Genomic DNA, 22,573 nt, shown 5'->3' with positions numbered 1-22,573 from the left:
CCGTGGAGCGTGGACGGCACGTCCGTCCCGGTCCGCGACCGCACCGTACACATCTTGATGGACGCAATGGCGAGGGTAAGGGCCGTCGAACATGCGAATCGTAGTCATTCACGCCCGCAGTGACATCCATGCGGGCAGCGAGCTTCTGGTGGCGGAGAGCGTCGGTCTGCTCCGGCGGGTCGGTGTACCCGAGGACGACATCCAGGTGGTGGCGGCCGATGCCCGCTCCGGGCCCGTCCGCCGGCTCATCGCCGAGGCCGATGCCGTCGTGGCGGTGGCCGGCGGCTACCTGCGGGCCCGGACCTGGCGCGAAGGGCTCGCCACCCTGCGGGCGCACGGCCGGCACCTGCACGCGGCCGCGCACAGCGGTGCAACCGTCCTCTACCTCCCGCAGAGCGTGGGCCCGCTCAACGGGCCGGCCGGAGCACTGCTGGGGCGATGGCTGCGCATGCTGCCGCAGGTGGCCGTACGCGACGACCTCAGCGTGGACGACGTCCCGCACGCGATGCGGGTGCCTGACCTGGGCCTGCTGCGCCTGGCCCGGCAGGCGCCGTCCGCCCGGCGCGGAGACGGGTCCGTCGCGCTCGTCGCACAGCGGTTGCGGGCACCCGGGCAGTACGAGTACCGGCTCCGGGCGTTCGCCGAGGACTTGCGCGCCTCGGGGCTTCCCCTGCGCACGGCACTGCCGGGCTGCACCGACGCCGGTGGCGACGATCACGGGTTCGCCTCCCGGCTCGGCCTGGAGGAACCCGCCCATACGCTCGGCGCGCGTCTCGCGTCCGCGGCCGGACCGTCCCTCGTGGTCTCCGCCCTCCTGCGCGAGTGCGTGCTCGCCCTCTCGGCCGGCGTGCCCGCGGTCCACCTCAGCGACGAACCCGCGGGCCGCGCGGCATTCCACGACCTCGGGCTGGCCGAGTTCGTCCATCCGGCCCGGTCGTTCTCCCCCGAGGCGCTGGCCATCCAGTGCCGTCGCATCCTGCGCGGGCCGGGCCGTTACTGGGACCGCCTGTCGACCGCACTGCCCCTGCTCGCCGAGCGCGCGACCGCCTACGAGGAGCACGTCGCCCACACGCTGGGACTCGCCCCCCAGGGGATGCAGTGTCATCTGGCGGCCGGGCGTCCACGCGGGTGAGGATCCCTCCTCCCGAAGAAGCCGTGCAGGCAGGCAGTTCCGCGATGCGTCGTACGGGTGTCTTGCCCGGCGACCGGATGGACCGCGGTATGTCGCAGTCCGTCTGCGGTACCGACCCCTCCTAGATTTTATATGTCAGTCATTTTCTGCCATTTTGGGAGGAGTACTACTTTGGGAGGAGTAGCCCCCTTGCTGAGCGGGGCGGAGAGCGCGGCGGCGCCCCCGCATCCGCCGCTCATCGGCACACCCCGTCCGTGCTGCGCCGACTCCCGCGCCAAGCGCATGCTCGACATCGTGCTCTCCGCCGTTCTTCTGATCGCCCTGCTGCCCCTCATGCTGGTCATCGGCCTCGCCGTGGCCATGAGCAGCACGGGCCCCGTCGTCTTCAGACAGACCCGGATCGGCCTCGGCGAACGACCGTTCACCATGCTGAAGTTCCGCACCATGCGCCACGACTCGTCCGTGGGACTGGCGGAACTCCTGGTCTCCCAGAACATCGAACCGTCGATCTGCGCAAAACCGCGGCACGACCCCCGGATCACGGCAGTGGGCCGCTTCATCCGCAGAACCTCGCTGGACGAACTGCCCCAGCTCGTCAATGTGCTGCGCGGACAGATGTCGCTGGTGGGGCCGCGCCCAAACATCCCGGAAGAGGTCGCCCTGTTGAGCCCCCAGCAGCGCAGGCGACTGTCCGCCAAGCCCGGGATGACCGGCCTGTGGCAGGTGTCGGGCCGCTCGGCGCTCACGGTGGACGAGGCAGTGCGGCTCGACCTGCAGTACGTCGACCAGTGGCGCCTGCGGCTGGACCTGCTGGTCCTGCTGCGCACGCTGCCCGCCGTCCTCAGGACGAGCGATGCACGCTGACCAGGCCGAAGCGACGCAGGAGAGCGCCCGGCCGACGGTCCTGCACGTCGTGGAGGCATGGGGCGGCGGGGTGCAGACGATCGTCCTCGACTACGTACGGGCGGTTCCGGAAGTACGGCACCTGCTGCTCATGGCCGACGGTGACCCCTTTCGCGTCGCCTCCGAGGCGGAAGCCGCCTTCGACGGGGTCTGGCGGATGCCGCCCGGCCATCTCGCCCGCATCCGCGAGGTGGGGCGGCTGTTCCGGCAGCTGCGCCCGGACGTGGTCCACGCCCACTCCTCGATGGCCGGGGGGTACGTGCGCCTGGCCGCCCCGGTGCCGACAGAGCGCATCGTCTACACCGCGCACGGCTACTCGATGGAGCGCACCGATCTCTCCTGGTACGCCGCGGCGGCGGTGCGGGCTGCCGAGCGCATCCTGTCCTGGCGTACGGGAACGGCGGCGGGTTCCAGCCCCCGGGAGAACGAGCTCGCCCGGTCGCTGCGCAAGCGGCAACGGACCGCCTACGTGCCGAATGTGGTCCGCCCCCGGGAGGGTACGGGCATGGCGCCGCGGCCGCGATCCGGCTCCCCCGCGGATGCCGACGGCAGCTGCCTGCCGCCGCGGACCGTCGCCGCGGTCGGCAGGCTGTGCACGCAGAAGGATCCGGAGTTCTTCGCCGAAGCCGCGGTCGAGGGCAGGCGGCTGATGCCCTCCAGCAACTGGATCTGGCTCGGCGGCGGAGACTCCCGTCACCAGGAACGGCTGGAACGGGCCGGCGTGACGGTCACCGGCTGGCTGGAGCACCACACCCTGCAACGGCTTCTCGCCCAGGCGGACGTGTACGCGCACTCGGCGCTCTGGGAGGGAGCGCCGATGACGCTCCTGGAGGCAGTGGGGCTGCGACGGCCGGTGGTGGCACGGCGCATCCCGGCGCTGGAGTCCCTGGGCCTGCCCGGCCTGGTCGACACACCACAGGAGCTGGCGACAGCATCGGTCGCCCTGCTGACACACGATCCCGGACCTGCGGCCGGAGCGAGGCTGGCCGACCTGTTCTTCGAACACAGCCCGGAGCGCCAGCGGGCGATGCTGCGGCACGTGTACGGCCATTGACCGATCCCCCGGGCCGGTGCCCCGGGGCCCATGCCTTCGCGTTCGGGGCCTGTGCCGCACAGCGGCACAGGCCCCGTCCTTCATCCGGCGGGCAGGAGAGGTCCGGCACGCAGGGGCGAGCCCTGCCTCGGGTGGACCTGGGCGGCCAGCCACACGCGGACCAAGGCGGACGCATAGGGGTTCGCGGCGCATTGCCACACACCGTGCGGGCACTTGTCGAAGACCGTGGCGTAGAGCGGCTTGTGCTGATCCATCCAGGCGAGCATCCGCAGCATGTACGCCGCGTTGTCCCCGTTGCTGAACAGACCCCACTCGGGATACGAGATCGGCTTCCCATGGGCGTTCGCGAAATCCACCTGGTGCTGCAGCCCGTACGGCTCGGAGATCTCCTCGTCGAACGTCTCGCCCTTCGGCTGGTCGTAGGAGTCCATACCGAGGATGTCCACGACGTCGTCACCCGGATAGCACTCCGTCCACGGAATGTTGTCCATCCCCCGGTTCGGGGCGAAGTCGAACTTGAACTCCTGCCCCGGCACCGAGCGCATCACTTTCACGATGCGCCTCCAGTACGCCTTCCAGCTCTCCGGATCGGGAGCACAGCGATGCGTGTACGTGATGCCGTTCATCTCCCAGCCCAGTACGAGAGTCGTGTCCGGCACCCCCAGTTCGACCAGCCGGTTCGCCAGGGCCAGGAAGTGCTTGTCGAACTCGCCCGCCGCCCCGCGCCGCAGGAGCGTTCTGACCTCTGCGTCGGAGAGTTTCTCCTCGTTGCGCTCCTGCATCGGCACATTGAGCACGAAGAGCCGGTCGTTCCCGGCCCGCCGCCATTCGGCCCACTTGTCCAGGAACCCGAACCTCCCCTCGATGTTGCTCCACGAGTCCCCCGGCAGATAGGTGCGCCCGACCCGCATGTCGTAGCCGCCCAGCCACCGGCTGAGCTGGTTCATCAGCATCACTCCGGTGGGGCCGTCGTAGTGGACGTACGCGCCGTACACAGGAGCGTTCGCAGTGGTCCCTGGCGTCGCGGGCGGATCGGGCGGCCGTGCGACGCCGACCGGGTAGACCGGTCCCGCCGCCAGGCCGACCGACGCGACCGCACCCGCCGTGATGAACGTCAGCCGTCTGAGGGCGGCCCCGGGTCGCTTGAGTGCCACACCCACTCCTCATGCCATGTGATTTTCATACATTTCGTCACATGGATCCCTACCATGGCGTGACGAGGCATACGCCTTCGCTGGTCCGTGAGGGTGATCAAGAATCGGAGGCCGGTCGCCGGTGCCGGCACGGCTGTCCGAAGACACACGTCTGCGCCCGCCGTTGCGATGGTTCATGCGCAACGGCGGGCGCTTGCGATCTGTCCGGTGAGGAGGAAACCGGAGTGGAGATCGTCAGCCGCGCCGACAGGGGCAGTGCCCCCGCCGAGAGCGGCTGTCTCCCCGCAATGTCGCAGGCGCCTCAACAGGCGGCTCGGCAAGGCATATCGGCCTCGGGGAGAAAAGCGTGCAACGCGGCAGGTCAGAACGCCCGGCTGTTGCAGCCCATGTCCGAGCCGAGGTGGGTGTCCTGCGCACCCGGGCTGCCCTCGCCGTTGAGCGCGTTGCCCAGCAGGCCGTTGAGGGCACCGACGCTGCCGAGGACGTCGATGTTCATGTCGTGCGAGCGGCACTCGATGCCCTGCGTGATGTCGAAGTCGTCGTTGTCGTGCTCAGGGTGTGCGAAGGCGGAGCCGCCAGCGAAGGAGCCGACAGTGCCGAGGACGGCGGCGCCCACGACGGCGAACTTCTGAAGCTTGCGCATTACTTCTCCGTTGGTCGAGCGGATGCGATCTGCAGCAGATCGAGTTGGGGCGGCGGACGATTGCGGTGCGATCATCAGCCGAGTTTGGGCAGACCCAACTGGCCAACGGGAGGCGCCGCGACCTGTCCGAGGCCGAACGGGGACACCTCCGGCACGCTGGGCGGCGCGAGCAGCGGCGTGACGAGCGGGTTCACCTGGGGGTTCACCTGAGGGTTCACCTGCGGGGCGACATGCGGCGCGGGCTCCGGGTTGAAGGCCTGAGGCACGGAGACCTGCGGGGCGACCTTCGGCATGACCTCCGGCGCCGTCTGCGGGGTGACCTGGGGCATGACCGCCGGCTGCTGGGGGGCGGCCTGCGGCTGGGCGTAGGACGGGTTGTTGGCCTGCGCGTAGCCCCCCGACGAGGCCGAGGCGGAGGCGTAACCGCTCGGCTGCGGGGGCGGCGGAGGAGGAGCGGCCTGCGGCATCGGCGGCGCGTAGGGCGGCGGACCCGGGACCTGCGCGACGCCCGTCGAGGTACCCATCGCCGCGGCCTGCGGGTACTGCGGAGCCTGGTACTGAGGCGGCGCGTACTGCGGCGGCGCGTACTGCGGAGCCTGGTACTGGGGCGGCGCGTACTGCGGCGGCGCGTACTGCGGAGCCTGGTACTGCGGAGCCGGGTACTCGGGGGCAGGCGCCGGAACGGCACCGCCGTACCCGACGGGATAGTCGGCGGCCTGGCTGACGCCGGCGCCGATGGCGGACAGACCGCCGGCCGCTGCTACGACGAGCGCGGCCTTGTGAAGCTTGCGCATGGAACCCTCGGCCCTTCAATACCTGTACAGGGAAAATCCGTTGTATTCAGTGCAGTCTTGCGTGCGCTCAGTCTGATATTCGTACTGCGCCCTCACAGGGGTAATCCTGGGCTGTCACGTGGACTTCACGCCGGAGCCGACAGCGAATCCCCTGCCCCCTTCCGATACATGGTCGCTGCCCTCTCCCAGCCTGGAACGACATTTCCCCCGCCCCGGTCACGGGGTCCAAAATTCCGTCACCCATTTGCCATCGACCGTACGACCGGCCCGTTCCCGTCAAGAACGGCCACAGATCAGGGGATTGGTGTCAAGCCGCCGGAGCAGGCCGTCCGGCGTGCACAACTCGCGGGCGCGAGACCGTGATCGATTCACGCCTGAGCAATTGAGCGAGTGCCGTGCGGCATTGGGGCAAATGAGTGACCACACCCCGGCTCCCGTGTCTGGACCCGCAGCCCCCTCGTTCCGCACAGGGCCAGGACGATGGTCCACCGCAGCCGCACCAGGGCAGCGAGAACAGCCACTGCTGCACTGGCTCATCAGCATTCCATTACGTTCCATGCACAGGTCAATGAAGGGCCGAGGGTTCCATGCGCAAACTTCACAAGGCCGCGCTCGTCTTCGCAGCGGCCGGCGGTCTGTCCGCCATCGGTTCCGGCCCCAGCGTCGCCGTCGCTTCCCTTGCGTACAACGGTGCCGTTCCACCGCCCGCTGCCCAGCCGGACGTCCAGGCCGGCTCGTGGACCTCTTCCCGGGCCGCCGTGAGCACTGACGGCTCACCGGCCCCGCAAGCAGCCCCGCAGCGGCCCACTGAGATCACCCCGCAGGTCAATCCGACGCTGAACCCTCAGATCAACCCGCAGATCTCCCCTCAGACGGCACCGACGGCAGCCCCGATGCGGGGGGGCTCGGGCCCTGGGATGAACCAGAGCAACCTCTTCCGCCCGTCCCAGGAATGCAGCCCGCAGAACCTGCTCAACGCGAATCTCCCGGTCGCCGTGCTCGGCGCCTCCGAGACCCGCGGCATCACCTGCAAGCAGGCCAACAGCCAGGCGAACGCTGCCTCCAACGCCCACTAGGGCGGCCGGACTCCGCACCCAGCACGGGCCCTTCGAGGATCGCTCTCGAAGGGCCCGCTCGTGTGCCTGCTGCTCGGATTCCTTCGCCATCAGATCATGAAATCGGCGCGCCGCTGTCCGTTTTGGGATATTTGCTACTAATCTCCCGTAACTGTAAGAAGTCGATCTGCCACAGATCGCATCCACTTCACTCCACCGGAGATGACATGCACAAGCTTCGTAAGGCTGCCGTCCTGGTCGCCGCCCTCAGCGCCGTCGGACTCGTGAGCGCCGGGGCCGCCCACGCCGGCGAGGGCGGCTACGGCGGCAAGGGCGGCGGCAAGGGGGACCGCTTCAGCGTCCTGCAGAGCTCCAACTGCAAGTCGCACGACCTGAACCTCGACGTCCTCGGCGAGGTCGGGATCCTCAACGGCCTGCTGGGCAACGCGCTCAACGGCGAAGGCAACCCTGGCGCGCAGGACACCCACATCGGCTCGGAGATGGGCTGCAACAACAGCGCCTTCTAAGGGCATAACGGTCGCACAGGCGACCTAGAGCGGGAAATGGTCCCGGCACCGAGCCCCAGGTTCGGTGCCGGGACCGCTTTTGTGCCGTGTGCCGACGCCTCAATTCGCGTACAGGGGTGGGATATTGAAGACTCTCAACCAAGACGGTGAGAATTCCCTGAATCCGGCGCGTCGCCGTTTGTCTTCGGATATTTCGTAATACTCTCCATAACTGTACGAAGTCGATCCATTACGGATCGCATCCACTTCACTCCACCGGAGAAGACATGCACAAGCTCCGCAAGGCCGCTGTCCTGGTCGCCGCCCTCGGCAGCGTCGGACTTCTGAGTGCCGGCGCTGCCCACGCCGACGGAGGCGGCTGGGGCAAGGGCGGCGGAAGTTTCAACATCGGGCAGAGCAGCACCTGTAGGTCGCACGACCTCAACGCCGATGTCCTCGGCGAGGTCGGCATCCTCAACGGCCTGGGCGGCAACCTGCTGAACGGCGAGGGCAACGCGGGGGCGCAGCAGAGCTCCCTGGGCTCGGAGATGGGCTGCAACAACAGCGTCGGCAAGTAAGCCAGAGCCTTTCCCCGGTGCCCCGGCCACACAGGCCGGGGCACCGGGGCGTTCAGGCCGGGAAACCAGGGCGTTCAGGCCGCTGGAAGGCCCTGTCGCCACCCCAGAAAGCCGAAATGCCGGACCGGGAGCATCCCGGTCCGGCATTCGCCGATCGCACCTCAGTCCTTCGTTCGCGCCTCAAGGCTTCGTCCGCACATCAAAGCTTCGTCCGCACATCAAAGCTTCGTTCGTGCCTCAGAACTTGGGGTGCGGCACCTTGGGATGCGGCACCTTGACGCCCTTCGGCAGCTGGGCGTTGTTGGAGCAGTCCAGCACCGGCCCGACATTCCTGAACCCGCCGCCCAGCAGGGAGTCCTCGGGAAACACCACGCGCGACCGGCCGACCGTCGAGCAGTCCTGCGTCTCCTTGGAGACATGCCTGCCGCGCTTGTCGGCGTGGATGACCTCCTTACGAATGCAGACTTTTTCGCCCAGGGAGCTCCTGCAGTCGCCCGGGAATTCATCGGCGTGTGCATGCGCGGCTCCGGCGTAGATCACGGCGAGACTTCCGACGAGCCCCGTGACGGTGGCCATCTTCTGGCGACTGAACATGTGCTGCTTTCCTTTGCAATAGAGGCCTGGGCGTCTGCGCCGTCGATCGGCGCGCGCCCAGGCCTTGGAGAAATTCGATACAGGCATTGCTGCAGCCCGGGCGCGCACCCTGGTGGGTTTTCTGCGCGTCCGGGCTGCCTTTGCCGTTGTGGGTATTACTCAACACACCGCTGAACCGTCCGAGTTGATCCAGGACTGGGACGTTCAGATCGTGCGATGTGCATACGGTGTCCTGAAGGATGTCGATGCGCCGGTCGTGGCGCTCCGAGGTCGTGTGCGTCGCGACGGTCCGCTCGGCGACAGACTGCTGGGCCGACCAGGGTGCGGACTGCGGCGCGACCGCCTGAGTGACGGCCTAGGGGGCCGTCGGCGCTTGTGTTACTTGGAGCCGTCGGAGTACTGGCCGTAACCCTCCTCAGGCGCGGCGGCGGGCGCGGCGGCAGGCGCGGCCTCCTTGGGAGCCTCCGCAGCCTTCTCCGCCCCGTAGTGCGGCGTCGAGTAGTAGCCGCCCCACGTGGCCACGGCATTGGCCTGCGAGTTGGCCACCGCGGTGAGCTGCGAAGGCTCTTCCTCGCCGCCGGCGAAGCTGACGCCGATGCCGAGGACGGACAGCCCCGCGACCGCTGCGGCTACGACAGCAGCGCGCTGAAACTTACGCATGGTTAGACCCTTTCGTACCCGGGCGTTGAGCCCTGGTTGACTACTTAGTGTGAGCATATACACACGAATCGTAGCAATTTGGGATCTTTACCCTCGCCGTCGTGTCGGCTCATGTGACGAGGCGCCTATCCGTTCGCGCCGCCGCCCGAAAGAAACGATATTTCTCCGCGGCCGAGTTACGGAACGAGCAGCGGACGGCCGACCCGGGTGATCCCGGCCCCGGCCATTCACTGCTCGAAAGGTGAGAAAGGTTTCGGAAGTTCCACCCGAGGCTCAGCCGAACAAGGCGGGCAGTTCCAGACCCTTGTCGGATGTCGGCATCGTGTTGTTACAGCTGATCTGGGGCCCGATCTTCATCTGCCCGTTGCCCAGGGCGGCGGGCACGATCATGGGCTGCGACGGCATGCAGTTCTCGTAGTGGGGGATGACCCCGTCTTCGGGGATCTCGCCTCGGATCTGCTGTACGCAGGTGATATTGCCCTGAATGTCGCGCGTGCATTTACCCGGACCTGCTGCCGCATTCGCCTGGGTGACGCCGGCACAGGTCACGGCGAGGCTGCCGAGAAGCCCCGAGACGACCGCGATCTTCTTCCTACTGAGCATGTGATGCGTTTCCTTTGTGAGGGGAGTCCGGGCGTCGGGCGCCGCGAACCGGCCGCGCCGCCGCAGGCCCATCCGAAAGGGGCGGCAACCGCCCATCGATGCGCCGGACTTCAGAGCCGACGCGACGGCGTGCGGGCCATGGAAGCGGCCTCGCACTCCCGGCGGCCGTGCGTCAACGGGCCCCTTCGGGGGGTGACCCCGAAGGGTTCGCGGAAAGCGTCGCGCACGGTTACGCCGCCGACCTCAGCCGGTGAAGGCGTTGTTGAACTGGCCGCAGCTGGTGTCCAGGGTCTGGGCGAGACCGAGCGCGCCGATCGGGAGGTCGTTCTCGGACACCGTCTGCGGACTGCACTCCTGGTAGGGGCGGTAGAGGTCGGTCACCCTCAGCCCGCCGGTGGGGCCGTTGTTGTGAGCGTAGGCGGTACCCGCACCGGCACCGACAGCGGACAGGCCGCCGGCCGCCACTGCTGCGATCACGACTTTCTGAAGCTTACGCATGGAACCCTCGGTTCTTCATTGCCTGCACAAAGAGGCTGATTGCCTACCGTGACTGAATGAACACTAGCAGTAGCGATCGAGGGTATTCCACAACACACCGTGGCGCAGGCTTACTTGGCAAGCGCACAACAGAGTTCCCCCGGGAGAATTTCGAACCTTCGGCCAGGTGATGAAAGCCCGCTCGGCGAAGCCCCCATGGATGCAATCCAACGCCGTTGTAAAGAAAGGGAGTTGCTGCGGATCAGAACGGTGAAGTCCGCAGTATTACGAAAATGTCGGCTCCGTGGCCCGGACACAATCGCGTGCGGCCACGGAGACGACGAGGTCCCGCAGCCCCTCGACGTACCGCCGCATGTTCTTGTACGCGACGTCGGTGTCCGGGTAGCGGCAGGCGAACCACAGGCCCTCGTGCAGCCGGTTGACCCAGGCGCACACCTGGTCGCCGTACGACACCCGGACCACCGCGTACGCCTTGCGCTCGGCCCAGCGGGCCGAGCCGGGGACGACGCGGGCGTCGACGTACGAGACGATCGAGTACAGGTCGGGCGAGGTCGGGCGGAAGTCCGCGCCGAGCAGGCGCAGCACCCGGGCCAACGGGACGCGCGCCATGGACCGGTTGGCCTGCAACTGGGCGCGCACCGCCGCGAGTGCCGCGTCGAAGTCCCGCGCCGCGGGCACCTCGATGGGCGCGGCGCCGACGTACCAGCCCACGGAGTCCGCCCAGGCGGACTTCATCCGGGTGTGGAACGGCACGACCGTGCGGTAGACCGGAAGTCCGCCGATCTCGTGGACGATCAGGCTGGTCGCGGCCAGGACGCCGACCAGACTGCCGCCGTAGGGCCGGCAGTACGCCTCGAACGCCGCGGCGGCGTCCGCGTCCACGAGCGGCTCGCTGATCAACTTCTGGGCGGGCAGGGCATCGCCGGGCCGCAGACCGAGGTCAACGGGGAAGTCCGGCAGCTTGCCGTCGCAGCGGCCGATGAACTCCCGCCAGCGGGCGACGATCGCGTGCGTGTCGTCGATGCCGTCCGCGTTCGCCCGCTCCTGCTCACAGAAGTCCACATAGCTGCTGACCGGCGCCTGGGTCACGGCACGCCCCGTGAACTGCGCCGTGTACAGCTCGTGGATCTCGTCCGGGATGCGCTGGAGGGAGTAGGCGTCGACGTTGGTGTGGTCGAAGGCCATGTACACGCTGGTGGAGTCGTCGCGAACGACCGCCGTGTAGATGAGGTTCGGCCAGCCGAGCGCGTCCGCCGCCACGTCGAATCGGTCCTGCAGGTGCCGTACCAGCGCGCCCTCGTCGGCGAAGTCGCCGATCACCTCGCGGCGCAGCGACACGTCGTCCCCGTCGAGGGTGAACCGGTGCATCTCGTCCCCGGCCCACCTGAAGCCGCTGCGCAGCGTCTCGTGCCGCAGCGTCCAGCCGCGCAGCGCCTCCTCCAGCTCGTCGAGGCCCACCCGGCCCGGCAGATCGAACGCCGCGCCCAGCCAGGTCGGCACGAACAGGCCGTCCTCGCGCACCGATCGCGCCGTTCTGATGTGCCCCTCCTGGATGTACGCCGGCGGCCGCGAGTCCGTCGGCAGCGCTGTCGCGGCCGCGACGGTCGCCGGGCTGAACGTCCACTCGACGAGCCGTCCGGGCCGGACCTCGCAGCGCTGGATGTCAGAAATTCGCACGGGCGTCTCCGTTCGCAGAAGGCACAGAATCGGTCAAAGGAGTGCCGTGCGAGCGAGCGGTGGCCGCCGTGTCGCCGGCTTTTCAGCGGAACGCGTGACGTCTCGAACGGCGAAGCGATCAGCCGACGGTGACTTTCCCGGTGCCGAAGTCGGTGAGTGCGCCCGCGAGTTCGTCCTGGCCGGCGATGTGCGGCACGGCACCCTCGGCGGTGGGGACTCACCGCCGTCGGCCGGCGCGCCGGTGAGCGGGCGCCGAATTCCCTGTCCGCAAAGGGTGATCCGGCGACCGTCGCGATGGGGATCCGCGCACGGACGCGCGGACAGAGCCCCGGCACCTCGATCGCCCGGGCTCTTCTCGCGTACGGCTCCCGCGAACCGGCCTCACTCGTACCGGTAGATCCCACTCAGGTCCTCCAGCTCGTCCGGCGTCACGCCCCACGGCGGCAGCCTCTCGTGCCGGGCCACGATCCGGCGGTGCTGGGCGTCGTGCACGCCGGGCGGTTCGGCCGGGAGGTAGCGGGGGTCCCGGTGCTGCTGCCGCCAGCGGGTCCATTGCAGGTCGACGAAGGCGTGGTGCAGCCAGAAGACGGGGTCGTTGGCGGAGGCGCCGCCGAGCATCGACCCGCCGACCCAGCGGTGCACCCGGTTGTGGTTGCGCCAGGAGACGCTGCCCCGGCCCGCCCCCCACCCCTCCAGCTTGTTGCGGAACCCGTAGGTGACCGTCGAGTTCCAGGGCGCCGTGTCGTAGACCGGGTCGGCCAGCGCCTGGTTCAGCTCGGCGCCGGTGGGCAGTTCGATCGGGGATCGGGCGTGACCGAGGTCGCGGGTGAGGTACCGCACGTCGGTCACCCCCTCGGTGATCTTCCAGTGGCCCGCCCGGTAGGCGAACGGGCCGGTCATCACCTGCCGGTCCGAGCGCCGCCCGTTGCCGCCGAGCAGGTCGTCCAGCCAGGGCACGGAGGTGGCCGTGCGATCACGGGTCCAGTCCCAGTACGGCACCGTCACCGACGCGTCCACCCGGCGCAGCGCCCGCTCCAGCTCCAGCAGGAACTTGCGGTGCCAGGGCAGAAAGGAGGGCGTCATGTGGGCGGCGCGCAGCCCGTGCTCGCCGTCGGGGGTGTTGTACTCGATGTGCATCCGCACGAACTCGTCGTACTCGCCGCGCCGTTTGACCTCCAGCAGGGCGCCCACGAACCGTCGCCGCTCGGTGCCGGTCAGCCTGTTGACGTTCTTACGCGTGTACGGCATGCCCGCCACCCATGTGCATCGGCCCCTCGCCCATCGGGCCCGGCGCCAGGTCGCGCAACTGCTCTCCGGGGCTCAGCTCGTCGACCGCCCCGCGGGCCGCGGCGAGCGGGGTCGGGTACGAGCGGTAGTGGTCGATCATGCTCAGCCAGCTGCCGTCGGCGCGGCGCATCAGGTGCAGCGGGCGGCCGTCGATCGTGACCTCCCATCGGCCGCCGGCGGCGGCCCGCCGGGCGGCGGCGACCTCGACGCCGCGGATGTGGCGGCCACGGTAGGTCTCGTCGAAGGCGGTGGCCTGCCGGTCGTCGTCCGTGGCACGCGGAGGCTGCCCGCAGGCCGCGGCCACCGGGGCGAGCGTCAGGGCGACGGCCGAGAAGAGCAGCCTCCGCGTCGCCTCCCGCCGTGTTCTGCCCCGGGGCGGCGCTGCGCCCGCGAGCAGCGTCCCGCGCTGCCCGCCCATCGGCACTCCGCCGACGCCTTGAACCATCGTTCGCTCCTCGTCCGGTTCGGTTGTCCGAAGCGGTGTAACCACCCGACGGCCCTCCCGGTCACCGCCGTGCCGCCGGACCGGTGACGGAGCGCCGAAGCCGCGCATGCCGACAGGGGACGAGACCCTGCGTCAGTCCGGGAATCGCGGGGGTGCTGCGATGGTCAGCTGGTCCAAAAGTCCCACCAGCGGGTCAGGATCAGCATGCCGACGATTCCGGTGTGCAGCAGCGGCAGCACCCAGGTGAACTCGGCGAGGAACGTCCGCAGCCCGGCCGGCGCGGGCAGGAACCGGTGGCGTACGGCGAACGACGTCACGTACCAGAACAGCACGATGGTGGCGACCCATGCCAGACAGCACCACAGGCACAGCGCGTTGATCCGGTACAGCGACTGGAACTGCAGCCACGACACGAACCCGATCCCGAACAGACAGCCCGCGTCGAAGGTCAGCCAGTACCAGCGGGGGAAGGCGGCGCCGGCCAGCAGGCTCGTGCCGACGCAGATCACGACGCCGTAGGCCACCAGGCCCAGCATCGGGTTGGGGAAACCGAAGGCCGCGGCCTGCGCGCTCTTCATGACGCTGCCGCAGGAGACCACCGGGTTCAGGCTGCACCCGGGCGTGAAGTTCGGGTTCTCGAGCAGCTTGAACTTGTCGAGGGTGATGACCCAGGAGGCCAGCAGCCCGGCCGCGCCCGTGAGCACCAGGAGCAGCGCGAAGCCGCGGCCGCCGCCCGCCGCCCGGGTCGCCGGCGCCGCCATCAGGCGCTCGGGCTACGGGCCGGCACAGCGACGTGGGCCGTGGCCCTCAAGGGCAGGCCGACGGGGCTCAAGAGGCGCGCTTCGCCGAGGGTTGAGGTCACCGCGCGACCCTATCGGCGCCCGGCGAGAGGGCCCGGCGCCCGCTCACCCGACCGGCCGAGGGCGGCCTGCGCTCCACACGATCGGGGGACACCCCGCGACGTCCTTGGAACACGGCCGCCCGCAGCGTCGGGACGGGGCCAGGGCTGCCCTAGCCCGCGGAGTGCAGCAGACCGGTGAGGAGGTTGACGAGGCCCGCCAGCACGCCCGTGACCGCGGACCCGGCCTGGCCGGGGTCGCCGGAGGTGACGCCCTTCTGGAGGGTGTCCAGCGCCTTGTCGAGCGAGGCGAGCGCGTCGTTCACGAGGTCGGCCTGCTCCTTGGTGGTATCGGTCGTGGTCGGCGCCGCCGCCTTCGCCTTGGCGATGGCGTCCTTGGCGGCCTGGACGAGCTTGGTGGCCTGGTCGGCGGAGAGCTGGCCGTTGTCGGCCTTGAGCACCGTGTGGAGCAGGTCGAGGACCGGGCCGAGCACGGTCTGGAGGTTGCCGAGGTTCGTGACCTGGGAGAGGAGCGCGTCCGCGCCGGGGACGGGCGTGTGGGCCGCCGCACGGACGCGCTCCGGGGCGGAGTCGGCCGCGACGGCGGCCGGGCCGGTGACGCCGGCCAGGAGGCCGGCGCAGAGTGCGGTGGACGCGATACGCCGGACGGACAGACCACCCATGAGGGGTTCCTTTCGATGGTGCGTCGGATCTTGTGCCCACCGTGAAATCGCCCACCACCATCTGCAACCGGTCGAGCGCGCCGGGTGCCCGACTGCCCGCCAGGAACGCCGGAACACCCCTGGTCAGACGGCCCGTCACGGCCATCCGGGGGGACTCGGTGCACCGCCCGCCCATTCGGGCCAACGCGAAAGCGGCCGCCCTTCCCTGCGGAGGGCGCCGCCGTTCGCGCCGCTGCCGGACCCATTGACCATCTCTTACGCGCGAGTAAGTTGACTTCCCGGTAAGTCCACGGGGGTACGTACACGCAGCACGTCAGCCGAGCCGCGAGCGGGAGCCGTCATGGGCGTACGCAGGGATCTCAAGCGGGCGGGGCAGCGCGCCGACCTTTCGGCGCGTACGCGGGTCGAGCTGATCAGGGACGAGGCCGGCACGGTGCGCGAGGTCCGCACGGCTCCCCTGGCGTCCCGGAGGGCCGGCGGCAGCACCGCCGACATCCCGTTCACCAACGCGCAGGAAGCTCCCGGCGCCGTGGTCCTGCGCCGCCGGGAGAACGGCGCCTGGCGCCCGGTGACCGCCGCGGCCTTCGCCCGCGAGGTCACCGCCGCCGCCAAGGGGCTGATCGCCGCCGGTCTCGAACCCGGCGGCCGGGTCGCCGTGATGTCCCGCACCCGCTACGAGTGGACGGTCCTGGACTTCGCGATCTGGGCCGCCGGCGGCCAGACCGTCCCGATCTACGCCACCTCCTCCGCCGAGCAGGTGGAGTGGATCGTCCGCGACTCCGGCGCCCGCTTCGTCGTCGCCGAGACCGCCGAGAACGCCGGGACGGTCACCACCGGCACGGCCCGCCACCCCGAACCCCCGCGGCTGTGGCAGCTCGACGCACAGGCACTGCCCGAACTCGTCACCCTCGGCCGGGGCGTCCCCGACGAGGAGGTCACCAAGCGCCGTACGGCCCTCGCGCCCGATGCGGTGGCCACGATCTGCTACACCTCCGGAACCACCGGCCGGCCCAAGGGCTGCGTACTCACCCACGCCAACCTGTACGCCGAAGCCGCCAACACGGTCGAGCTGCTCCACCCGATCTTCAAGGAGGTCACCGGCCAGGTCGCCGCCACCCTCCTCTTCCTGCCGCTCGCGCACATCCTGGGCCGCACCCTGCAGATCGCCTGTCTGCTCGCCCGGATCGAGCTGGGCCACTGCCCGGGCATCAAGCCGGACGAACTGCGCCCGATGCTCAAGGAGTTCCGGCCCACCTTCCTGGTCGGCGTGCCGTACCTCTTCGAGAAGATCCACGACGCCGGGCGGGCGACCGCCGAGAAGACCGGCCGGGGGGCGTCCTTCGACCGCGCGGACCGCATCGGGGTGCGCTTCGGTGAGGCGTACCTGAACAAGTTCCTCGGCACGGGCAAGGGCCCGGGGACCGGCCTGTACGCCGCCTGGGCGCTGTACGACCTGCTGGTCTACCGGCGCATCCGCAGGGAACTCGGCGGCCGGATGCGCTACGCCATCAGCGGCGGCTCCCCGCTCGACCGGGGCCTCAACCTCTTCTTCTACGCAGCCGGCATCATCGTCTACGAGGGCTACGGCCTGACCGAGACCAGCGCCGCCGCCACCATCGTCCCGCCGCTGAAGCCGCGCCCGGGCACGGTCGGCCTCCCGGTCCCCGGCACTGCGGTCCGCATCGCCGACGACGGCGAGGTCCTCGTCAAGGGCGGCGTGGTCTTCGGGTCGTACTGGAACAACCCGGGGGCCACGGAGGCCGTACTCACCGACGGCTGGTTCGCCACCGGCGACCTCGGCGCCCTCGACGAGGACGGCTACCTCACCATCACCGGCCGCAAGAAGGACATCCTCGTCACCTCCGGCGGCAAGAACGTCTCCCCGGCCGTCCTGGAGGACCGCCTGCGCAGCCGCCCGCCCATCGGCCAGTGCCTCGTCGTCGGCGACAGGCGCCCCTTCGTCGCCGCCCTCGTCACCCTCGACCCCGAGGCGGTCGCCCACTGGCTGTCGGTCCGCGAACTGCCCCCGGACACACCGATGTCGCAGCTCGTCCGGGACCCACGGATGCGCGCCGATGTGCAGCGAGCCGTGAACTACGCCAACGAGGCCGTCTCACGTGCCGAGTCGATCCGCGCCTTCGCGCTGGTCGAGGGCGAGTTCAGCGAGGAGAACGGGCTGCTCACGCCGTCCCTGAAGGTCAAGCGGCACGCGGTGACGACCGTGTACGCGCAGGAGATCGAGGCTCTGTACGGCGCGTGACCCCGTCGGACAGGGACGGGCGATCGGGTGAATTTCCCCGCATTTCACGCGACCCGGTTTCTTCGGGCATCCACATCTCGTTCACCGTCTGCTGGTCGTGGCGCATGTGAACGTGCAGCATCACGGTCCCTGCGACGACCCTGCGGAACACGGTGATCGACAAGATCGCATCAACGACTGACGACGGTGCGGCACAGACATAGGGGCTGTGCCACGCCGGTCCTGGAGCCCCCCCTTCAACCGGCTCCAGGGCCGGCTTCCCGTTCCCCCCTGAGAGAAAGACAACGAGAGTGCGACAGACCCTGACTAAGGGATTGATCGTGGCCGCGGCCGCGACAACCGCCCTGTCCCTGTCCGGCACATGGGCATCCGCGGACTCCGGTTCGCTTGCGACAGCGGACTCGCCCGCCGCGCTGTCGGGCGACATGGCTGCGTGGGACGGCCTGGCCGACCCGGAGTTCCCGGAGCCCGGATTCGGAGACAGCCCGCCCGCGAGAAACGTCGCCTCGGCTGCCAGCTCCTCGCACGCAGTGAGCTCCGCGCAGAAGGCGCACCGGGCGGCGCCGGTCAGCCCGGCCCCGGTTGCCGCAACCCCTACGCACAAGCCGAGTGAGCAGCCCTGCGCGTGCTACGGCGAGGACGAGGCGCCCGCGCCCGTTCCCACGCCGAGCAAGCCGCCCAAGCCCCCGCACCCCCCGAAGGCCACCCCGCCGGCCACCCCGAAGCCCACACCGACGCGTGACAAGCCTGAGAAGCCGCCCGTGCGGCCGACCCCCGAGTGGTCGCCCACGCCTCCGGAGATGGCCGAAACCGGTACCGAGGGCACCCTCGGAGGCATGGCCGCCAGCGCGGCGCTGCTGGCCGCCGGAACCGTTCTGTTCCGGCGCGGCCGGGCCGCGTCCCGTCGGTAGACCACCGGGTGCCGGACGCCTCGCGCCCGGCACCCGCCGGCTCTCTTCCTTGCGGGCTGGGCCGTAGAGGGAACGGTTCTTTCCGCCCTCACGTGGTGATGGACTCCCTGCTCTGGTTGGGTACGACCAACGGCCTGGTGACGAGGCCGAGCAGTTCGCGGTACACGCCGATCACCGAGTGCGTGGCGTGCCGTACGTCGTGGGCGGCCAGCACGTGCGCGCGGCCCTGTGCGCCCAGCGCTGCGCGCAGCGGTGTCCGGCGCAACAGCGCCGTCAGCGCCCCCGCCAGCGCGTCGGGGTCCTCCGGCGGCACCAGGCAGTACGGCAAGTGGCCGGGCGGCAGGCTCTCGCGCGCTCCGTCCACGTCCGTGACGAGGACCGGCCGGGCGCACGCCATGGCTTCCAGGGGGACGAGCGCCATGCCCTCCCAACGCGACGGCAGGACAACGACGTCGGCGGCCCGGTACCAAGGAGCGGCGTCGAGTGCCGGGCCGGCGAACTCCACCGACGCGGGCGCACCGGCGTACAGCCGGTCCGCGTCCGGACCGTCGCCGACCAGCACCAGCCGGGCGGCGGGCAGTTGCCGCACGACGGCGGGCCAGGCCTCCAGGAGCACGTCCTGGCCCTTCTGGCGGCACAGCCGTCCCACGCACACGACGAGGGGACCCGCTCCGGACCGGGCGCTGTTCCCTTCCGGCCGGAACCTGCGGGTGTCGACGCCGTTGCGGACCACGTGCCACTGGGCGGTGATGCCACGCTGCTCGCCGCTACGCCGTTGCGCCTCGCTCACGCACAGGACACGCGCCGCCCAGCGCGCCCCGAACCGCTCCCACCGCAGCGCCGCGTGGGCCTTGACTCCGTCCACGGCCTCGAACGACCAGGCGTGCGGCTGATAGACGGTCGGGATGCGGCCGCGCACCGCGAGCCGCGCTGCGAGTCCCGCCTTCGCGCTGTGCGCATGCACCACGTCGGGCCGTACGTCGTGCACGAGCCGCGCCAGTCGCCCCACCTCGCCCGGGAGCCAGGGCCCCGGTGCACGGGTCGCCTCCCAGGGGAGCACGCTGCAGCCCGCCGCGTGCAGTGCGTTCGTCAGCGTGCCGCCTCCCGGGCAGGCCACGGTGACGCGCAGCCCTGCGGCGAGCTGTGCCGCCGCCAGGTCCGTCACGAGCCGGGCGACACCGCCCTCGACCGGCTGGGTGACGTGCAGGACGTGCGGCGCACGTGCGGCGGAGGGCGTCGCACGGTGCGGGACGGGACGAGGGGGAATGCGCATGACCGATGCTTCCCTTCCGAAGACAGATTCCGAACCCGGCGCACAGTTTTGCGGCCGTAGGCTCGATATGAAATGCGTCGGATTCGGGAGACAACACTAGCCGCTTATCCGTATTTATCCGCGGAGCCGTCAACTGTGTCGGAATGGCACCCTTCCCCTGGGGCGATTTTCTCGCGCGAGATCACCCGCTCGGAGTCGCGGCACCCCAACGGGGGATCGTGCAGATAATCCGACGAACATGCCTGTGGGGGCATTTCATATGAGTTAGGGGAACTTGCCGTCGGCGAGTTTCCCGTGGCGCCCCTCCCTCGTTAGCCCGGATGAACTGAGATCTCAGGGGAAAGGAACACAATGAAGAGTCTGAAGGCGGCCGCCGTCATCGTCGGCACCCTTGCCCTCGCGGGCACCGCGGCGCCCGCTCTTGCGGCGGACGTGCCGGCGCAGGGCCTCCTCGAGGACGGGAAGGTGATCGCCCACACTCTCCCCAACGCAGCCGAGCTCCCGGCAGGCGCCCTGGCCAATGACGTCAAGCACACGACGGACGGTGTGAAGCAGTCGGGTGTCGTGAAAACGCCCGTCTTCGGTGGCACCCTGCCGAACCCCCTCAACGGCAAGCCGGCTGCCGCACTTCCGATCGGCAAGGCCGGCAAGCTCGGAAAGAAGAAGTAGCGGACGCACAACGGCTGGGCGATTCGGGTCGGCTCCGTAGCTCTCGGAGCCGACCTTCGGCGTACTCAGGGGCAGCTGTGCACGGTGAAAAGTTGAAAAGAGTCTTGCTCTGAGCAATATGTCGGCCCGCCTCCCGAAGGGACGGGCCACAGAAATGTTTCGCCTGAAGGAGGCGGAATGCCGATGGCGGCCCGCCGAGACTCGGCGGGCCGCCCGGCTGAGGCACTGATCAGAACAGCAGGCCGCCCGCGTAAGGGGCGAGCTGCGACTGGTCGACCGCGGCCGTGTTGCAGGCGGCGTAGTGCGAGTTCGGCGCGACGACGCCACCGAGGACGGCGCCGTTGGACCACGGCGCGATGCAGCGGCCGTCGATCAGAGCGCCGTTGACGACGGCGACCCCCTGCTGAGGAGCGTTCACGACAATCGGCGACTCCGAGAAGCCGTTGCCGCCGGTGACGGTGGTGGTGTTGTCGTGGGCCGCAGCGGTGCCGCCGGCCGCGAGAACGATGCCCGCAGCCAGGGCGGAGAGGGCCGTAACCTTGTTACGCATGATGCGCCTTTCGGATGGGGGGCGGGTTGCGGGCGGACGTCCACGGACGTCCGCCCTACTCCGAGTCGATCGGAGGGTGAGGGGGTCAGAAGAGCAGGCCGCCCGCGTACGCGGCCTTCTGCGACTGGTCGACAGCCGCGGTGTTGCAGGCGGCGTAGTGCGAGTTCGGCGCGGCGACGCCACCGAGGACGGCACCGTTGGACCACGGCGCGACGCAGCGGAGGTCGACGAGCGTGCCGTTGGAGACGAGGACGCCCTGCTGAGGGGCGTTCACGACGACCGGGGACGACGAAAAGCCGTTACCACCGGTTACGGTCGTGCAGTTGTCGGCCGCGGCGGTGCCGCCGGCCGCCAGAACGATGCCGGCGGCGAGGGCGGAGATGGCCGTAACCTTGTTACGCATGAGATGGCCTTTCCGGGCTGCGTTTCGGGGGGTTCACCTGCTCGGAATTACTCGGAGCAGGGGGTCAGAAGAGCAGGCCGCCCGTGTACGGGGCGAGCTGCGACTGGTCGACCGCGGCCGTGTTGCAGGCGGCGTAGTGCGAGTTCGGCGGAACAACGCCGCCGAGGACCGCACCGTTGGACCACGGCGCGATGCAGCGGCCATCGACAAGAGCACCATTGACGACGAGAACGCCTTGCTGAGGGGCGTTCACGACGACCGGGGACTCCGAAAAGCCGTCACCGCCAGTGACGTTGGTTGTGTTCGAGTGGGCGGAGGCCACGCCAGCGCCGCCGCAGACAGCGGCAAGGGCGAGTGCAGTGATGACCGCGAACTTCCTGGGCAACTCGGTTCCTTCCTGAATTCACGGTAGGCCACGCTTACATAGCAAGAAACCGAAATATGCGGTCAAAAGTCACGCTGACACCGCTCACACGGGATGGATTCCACCGGATGGCGGAATGACGCCGTATGTGCCGGGGACTTTGAATCGGTGCGGGGCCTTTCGCCCCGGCCGCACAGGGCCGGAGCGAACGCGGACATGCGTCCGGCCCACTGGCAAGGAGGGGTCCAGTGGGCCGGACAGGCTTTGAGGCGAGTCCCCCGGCGACGGCATCGGGCGCCAAGTGAGTGCGGAGCTGCTGGTCCGGATCCGGCCTCTGGGCCTGCGCCTTCGAGGCACCGGACATGGGTCGGACCAGGGCCGCCACCGGCCGACCGTCCCGCGGCACCGCGGTGTCGGTCTCCGGCTGACGAGAACCGGATCAGAGTGTCAGAATTCCGGGTCTCTGTCCCGTGAACAGAGGAGAGCGCAGGGCAGCGAAAGCATGGTGAAGCCGTAGGACGTTCGCCGCGCGCCAGCTCCCAGCGGTTTTCGTGTCACGCCTGGTTGAGCAGGCCACCGAGCCCGGCGCTGGTCGGCCCGCTCAGCGGGTGGAGCTGAACGGAGCCGGTTCCGACCGGGTTCTTCACCGGAATCGCGGGCTTCTTACCGGTGTTGTGGCCCATACCGTCCAGGTATACGCCGGAGATTTTCGCGGCCTTGTTGGTACCGGAAATGGTCGTCGACTGCGTCTCGTCGAACGCGCTGCCCTTGGTGAGGTTGCCCTGGCGGGCCACCCGCATCACGGTGTCAGCCGCGGGCACGAGCGCCGGAGTCACCTCGGTCTGGGACATGAGGCCGAGCGGTCCGGTTTCGCTGACAGGTGCCTTGGCGGCGGCCGAAGCCGCAACGGCGGAGCCACCCACAAGCCCCGCGCCGATGGCCAATGCCGCAGTTGTGAAAACTGCCTTCTTCATGATTCACCTCGCTTGAAAGTTACCTCTGATCCGACAGATGGAGAACATAGCAGTCCGCGGCCAGC

Annotated in this window: 26 protein-coding genes; 9 read left to right on the top strand and 17 right to left on the bottom strand. The window is 69.6% G+C overall.

Annotation, left to right across the window (positions count from 1 at the left end; translation table 11 throughout):
* The first annotated feature begins 91 nt into the window (after positions 1 to 91).
* The 3 genes from AQI88_RS25215 (at position 92) to AQI88_RS25205 (ending at position 3,089) form a co-directional block, all read left to right on the top strand.
* Positions 92 to 1,132 carry a polysaccharide pyruvyl transferase family protein gene (locus tag AQI88_RS25215; protein ID WP_067003363.1) on the top strand — a complete coding sequence of 347 codons (1,041 nt, stop codon included), beginning with the start codon at positions 92 to 94 and terminating at the stop codon, positions 1,130 to 1,132.
* A gap of 189 nt (positions 1,133 to 1,321) precedes the next feature.
* Positions 1,322 to 1,996, top strand: a complete 675-nt coding sequence (locus tag AQI88_RS25210; protein ID WP_067003361.1) for a sugar transferase — start codon at positions 1,322 to 1,324, stop codon at positions 1,994 to 1,996.
* Complete coding sequence (locus AQI88_RS25205) at positions 1,986 to 3,089, top strand: glycosyltransferase family 4 protein (protein WP_067003360.1); 1,104 nt, start codon at positions 1,986 to 1,988, stop codon at positions 3,087 to 3,089. The genes AQI88_RS25210 and AQI88_RS25205 overlap by 11 nt, the downstream gene beginning before the upstream one ends.
* 80 nt (positions 3,090 to 3,169) lie before the next feature.
* On the opposite strand, the gene AQI88_RS25200 is transcribed toward AQI88_RS25205, so the two are convergent.
* The 3 genes from AQI88_RS25200 to AQI88_RS25190 form a co-directional block, all read right to left on the bottom strand.
* On the bottom strand, positions 3,170 to 4,243 hold the full coding sequence (locus AQI88_RS25200; protein ID WP_244184299.1) for a glycoside hydrolase family 26 protein: 1,074 nt from the start codon (positions 4,241 to 4,243) through the stop codon (positions 3,170 to 3,172).
* 361 nt (positions 4,244 to 4,604) lie between these two features.
* Positions 4,605 to 4,886 (bottom strand): hypothetical protein, encoded by a 282-nt coding sequence (locus tag AQI88_RS25195; protein WP_067003357.1) that lies wholly within the window; start codon positions 4,884 to 4,886, stop codon positions 4,605 to 4,607.
* A gap of 74 nt (positions 4,887 to 4,960) precedes the next feature.
* Entirely contained in the window at positions 4,961 to 5,680 is a 720-nt protein-coding gene (locus tag AQI88_RS25190) for a hypothetical protein (protein WP_067003355.1), read from the bottom strand.
* Positions 5,681 to 6,267: 587 nt separating this feature from the next.
* Between AQI88_RS25190 and AQI88_RS25185 the strand changes: the two genes are divergently transcribed.
* The 3 genes from AQI88_RS25185 (at position 6,268) to AQI88_RS25175 (ending at position 7,819) form a co-directional block, all read left to right on the top strand.
* Positions 6,268 to 6,756, top strand: coding sequence for a hypothetical protein (locus AQI88_RS25185; protein WP_067003353.1), 489 nt, complete (start codon positions 6,268 to 6,270; stop codon positions 6,754 to 6,756).
* A gap of 206 nt (positions 6,757 to 6,962) precedes the next feature.
* Positions 6,963 to 7,262, top strand: a complete 300-nt coding sequence (locus tag AQI88_RS25180; RefSeq protein WP_067003351.1) for a hypothetical protein — start codon at positions 6,963 to 6,965, stop codon at positions 7,260 to 7,262.
* Between the two features lie 266 nt (positions 7,263 to 7,528).
* Positions 7,529 to 7,819, top strand: a complete 291-nt coding sequence (locus tag AQI88_RS25175) for a hypothetical protein (RefSeq protein ID WP_067003349.1) — start codon at positions 7,529 to 7,531, stop codon at positions 7,817 to 7,819.
* 237 nt (positions 7,820 to 8,056) lie between these two features.
* Here AQI88_RS25175 and AQI88_RS25170 read toward each other — a convergent pair whose 3' ends face one another.
* From AQI88_RS25170 to AQI88_RS25130, 9 genes are all read right to left on the bottom strand, one after another.
* Positions 8,057 to 8,413 (bottom strand): hypothetical protein, encoded by a 357-nt coding sequence (locus AQI88_RS25170; protein WP_067003347.1) that lies wholly within the window; start codon positions 8,411 to 8,413, stop codon positions 8,057 to 8,059.
* A 378-nt stretch (positions 8,414 to 8,791) separates the two neighbouring features.
* Positions 8,792 to 9,073 carry a hypothetical protein gene (locus tag AQI88_RS25165; RefSeq protein ID WP_067003345.1) on the bottom strand — a complete coding sequence of 94 codons (282 nt, stop codon included), beginning with the start codon at positions 9,071 to 9,073 and terminating at the stop codon, positions 8,792 to 8,794.
* A gap of 273 nt (positions 9,074 to 9,346) precedes the next feature.
* A complete protein-coding gene (locus AQI88_RS25160) occupies positions 9,347 to 9,676 on the bottom strand; it encodes a hypothetical protein (protein WP_067003343.1) in 330 nt (109 codons plus the stop codon).
* Between the two features lie 243 nt (positions 9,677 to 9,919).
* Entirely contained in the window at positions 9,920 to 10,153 is a 234-nt protein-coding gene (locus tag AQI88_RS25155) for a hypothetical protein (protein ID WP_317934851.1), read from the bottom strand.
* Between the two features lie 285 nt (positions 10,154 to 10,438).
* A complete protein-coding gene (locus AQI88_RS25150) occupies positions 10,439 to 11,851 on the bottom strand; it encodes a condensation domain-containing protein (RefSeq protein ID WP_067003339.1) in 1,413 nt (470 codons plus the stop codon).
* A 381-nt stretch (positions 11,852 to 12,232) separates the two neighbouring features.
* The gene (locus AQI88_RS25145) at positions 12,233 to 13,099 is read right to left on the bottom strand and encodes a tyrosinase family protein (protein WP_067003600.1); all 867 of its coding nucleotides are present in this window, start codon (positions 13,097 to 13,099) and stop codon (positions 12,233 to 12,235) included.
* Positions 13,083 to 13,583: a tyrosinase family oxidase copper chaperone gene (locus AQI88_RS25140; protein ID WP_067003337.1), complete on the bottom strand. Its 501-nt coding sequence runs from the start codon at positions 13,581 to 13,583 to the stop codon at positions 13,083 to 13,085. Before AQI88_RS25140 ends, AQI88_RS25145 begins: the two co-directional genes overlap by 17 nt.
* Positions 13,584 to 13,747: 164 nt before the next feature.
* Complete coding sequence (locus tag AQI88_RS25135) at positions 13,748 to 14,344, bottom strand: vitamin K epoxide reductase family protein (protein WP_067003336.1); 597 nt, start codon at positions 14,342 to 14,344, stop codon at positions 13,748 to 13,750.
* Positions 14,345 to 14,594: 250 nt separating this feature from the next.
* Positions 14,595 to 15,104 (bottom strand): hypothetical protein, encoded by a 510-nt coding sequence (locus AQI88_RS25130; protein WP_067003335.1) that lies wholly within the window; start codon positions 15,102 to 15,104, stop codon positions 14,595 to 14,597.
* Between the two features lie 340 nt (positions 15,105 to 15,444).
* Between AQI88_RS25130 and AQI88_RS25125 the strand changes: the two genes are divergently transcribed.
* Positions 15,445 to 17,364: an AMP-dependent synthetase/ligase gene (locus AQI88_RS25125; RefSeq protein WP_067003334.1), complete on the top strand. Its 1,920-nt coding sequence runs from the start codon at positions 15,445 to 15,447 to the stop codon at positions 17,362 to 17,364.
* Between the two features lie 320 nt (positions 17,365 to 17,684).
* A complete protein-coding gene (locus AQI88_RS25120; protein WP_067003332.1) occupies positions 17,685 to 18,275 on the top strand; it encodes a hypothetical protein in 591 nt (196 codons plus the stop codon).
* An 88-nt stretch (positions 18,276 to 18,363) separates the two neighbouring features.
* Here AQI88_RS25120 and AQI88_RS25115 read toward each other — a convergent pair whose 3' ends face one another.
* Positions 18,364 to 19,548, bottom strand: a complete 1,185-nt coding sequence (locus AQI88_RS25115) for a glycosyltransferase (RefSeq protein WP_067003330.1) — start codon at positions 19,546 to 19,548, stop codon at positions 18,364 to 18,366.
* 351 nt (positions 19,549 to 19,899) lie between these two features.
* On the opposite strand from AQI88_RS25115, the gene AQI88_RS25110 reads away from it, so the two are divergent.
* Positions 19,900 to 20,217: a hypothetical protein gene (locus AQI88_RS25110; RefSeq protein WP_067003328.1), complete on the top strand. Its 318-nt coding sequence runs from the start codon at positions 19,900 to 19,902 to the stop codon at positions 20,215 to 20,217.
* Between the two features lie 229 nt (positions 20,218 to 20,446).
* On the opposite strand, the gene AQI88_RS25105 is transcribed toward AQI88_RS25110, so the two are convergent.
* From AQI88_RS25105 to AQI88_RS25090, 4 genes are all read right to left on the bottom strand, one after another.
* Positions 20,447 to 20,767: a hypothetical protein gene (locus tag AQI88_RS25105; protein WP_067003327.1), complete on the bottom strand. Its 321-nt coding sequence runs from the start codon at positions 20,765 to 20,767 to the stop codon at positions 20,447 to 20,449.
* A gap of 85 nt (positions 20,768 to 20,852) precedes the next feature.
* On the bottom strand, positions 20,853 to 21,170 hold the full coding sequence (locus AQI88_RS25100) for a hypothetical protein (protein ID WP_067003326.1): 318 nt from the start codon (positions 21,168 to 21,170) through the stop codon (positions 20,853 to 20,855).
* Positions 21,171 to 21,234: 64 nt separating this feature from the next.
* Positions 21,235 to 21,555: a hypothetical protein gene (locus AQI88_RS25095; protein ID WP_067003325.1), complete on the bottom strand. Its 321-nt coding sequence runs from the start codon at positions 21,553 to 21,555 to the stop codon at positions 21,235 to 21,237.
* A gap of 533 nt (positions 21,556 to 22,088) precedes the next feature.
* Positions 22,089 to 22,508, bottom strand: a complete 420-nt coding sequence (locus AQI88_RS25090; RefSeq protein WP_244184297.1) for a hypothetical protein — start codon at positions 22,506 to 22,508, stop codon at positions 22,089 to 22,091.
* Between the last annotated feature and the right edge of the window lie 65 nt (positions 22,509 to 22,573).

It is taken from the genome of Streptomyces cellostaticus (assembly GCF_001513965.1).
In the GTDB taxonomy this organism is placed as follows: Bacteria; Actinomycetota; Actinomycetes; order Streptomycetales; family Streptomycetaceae; genus Streptomyces; species Streptomyces cellostaticus.
Note: the sequence above shows the minus strand (reverse complement) of the source record. Positions and strands in the feature narration are given on the sequence as shown.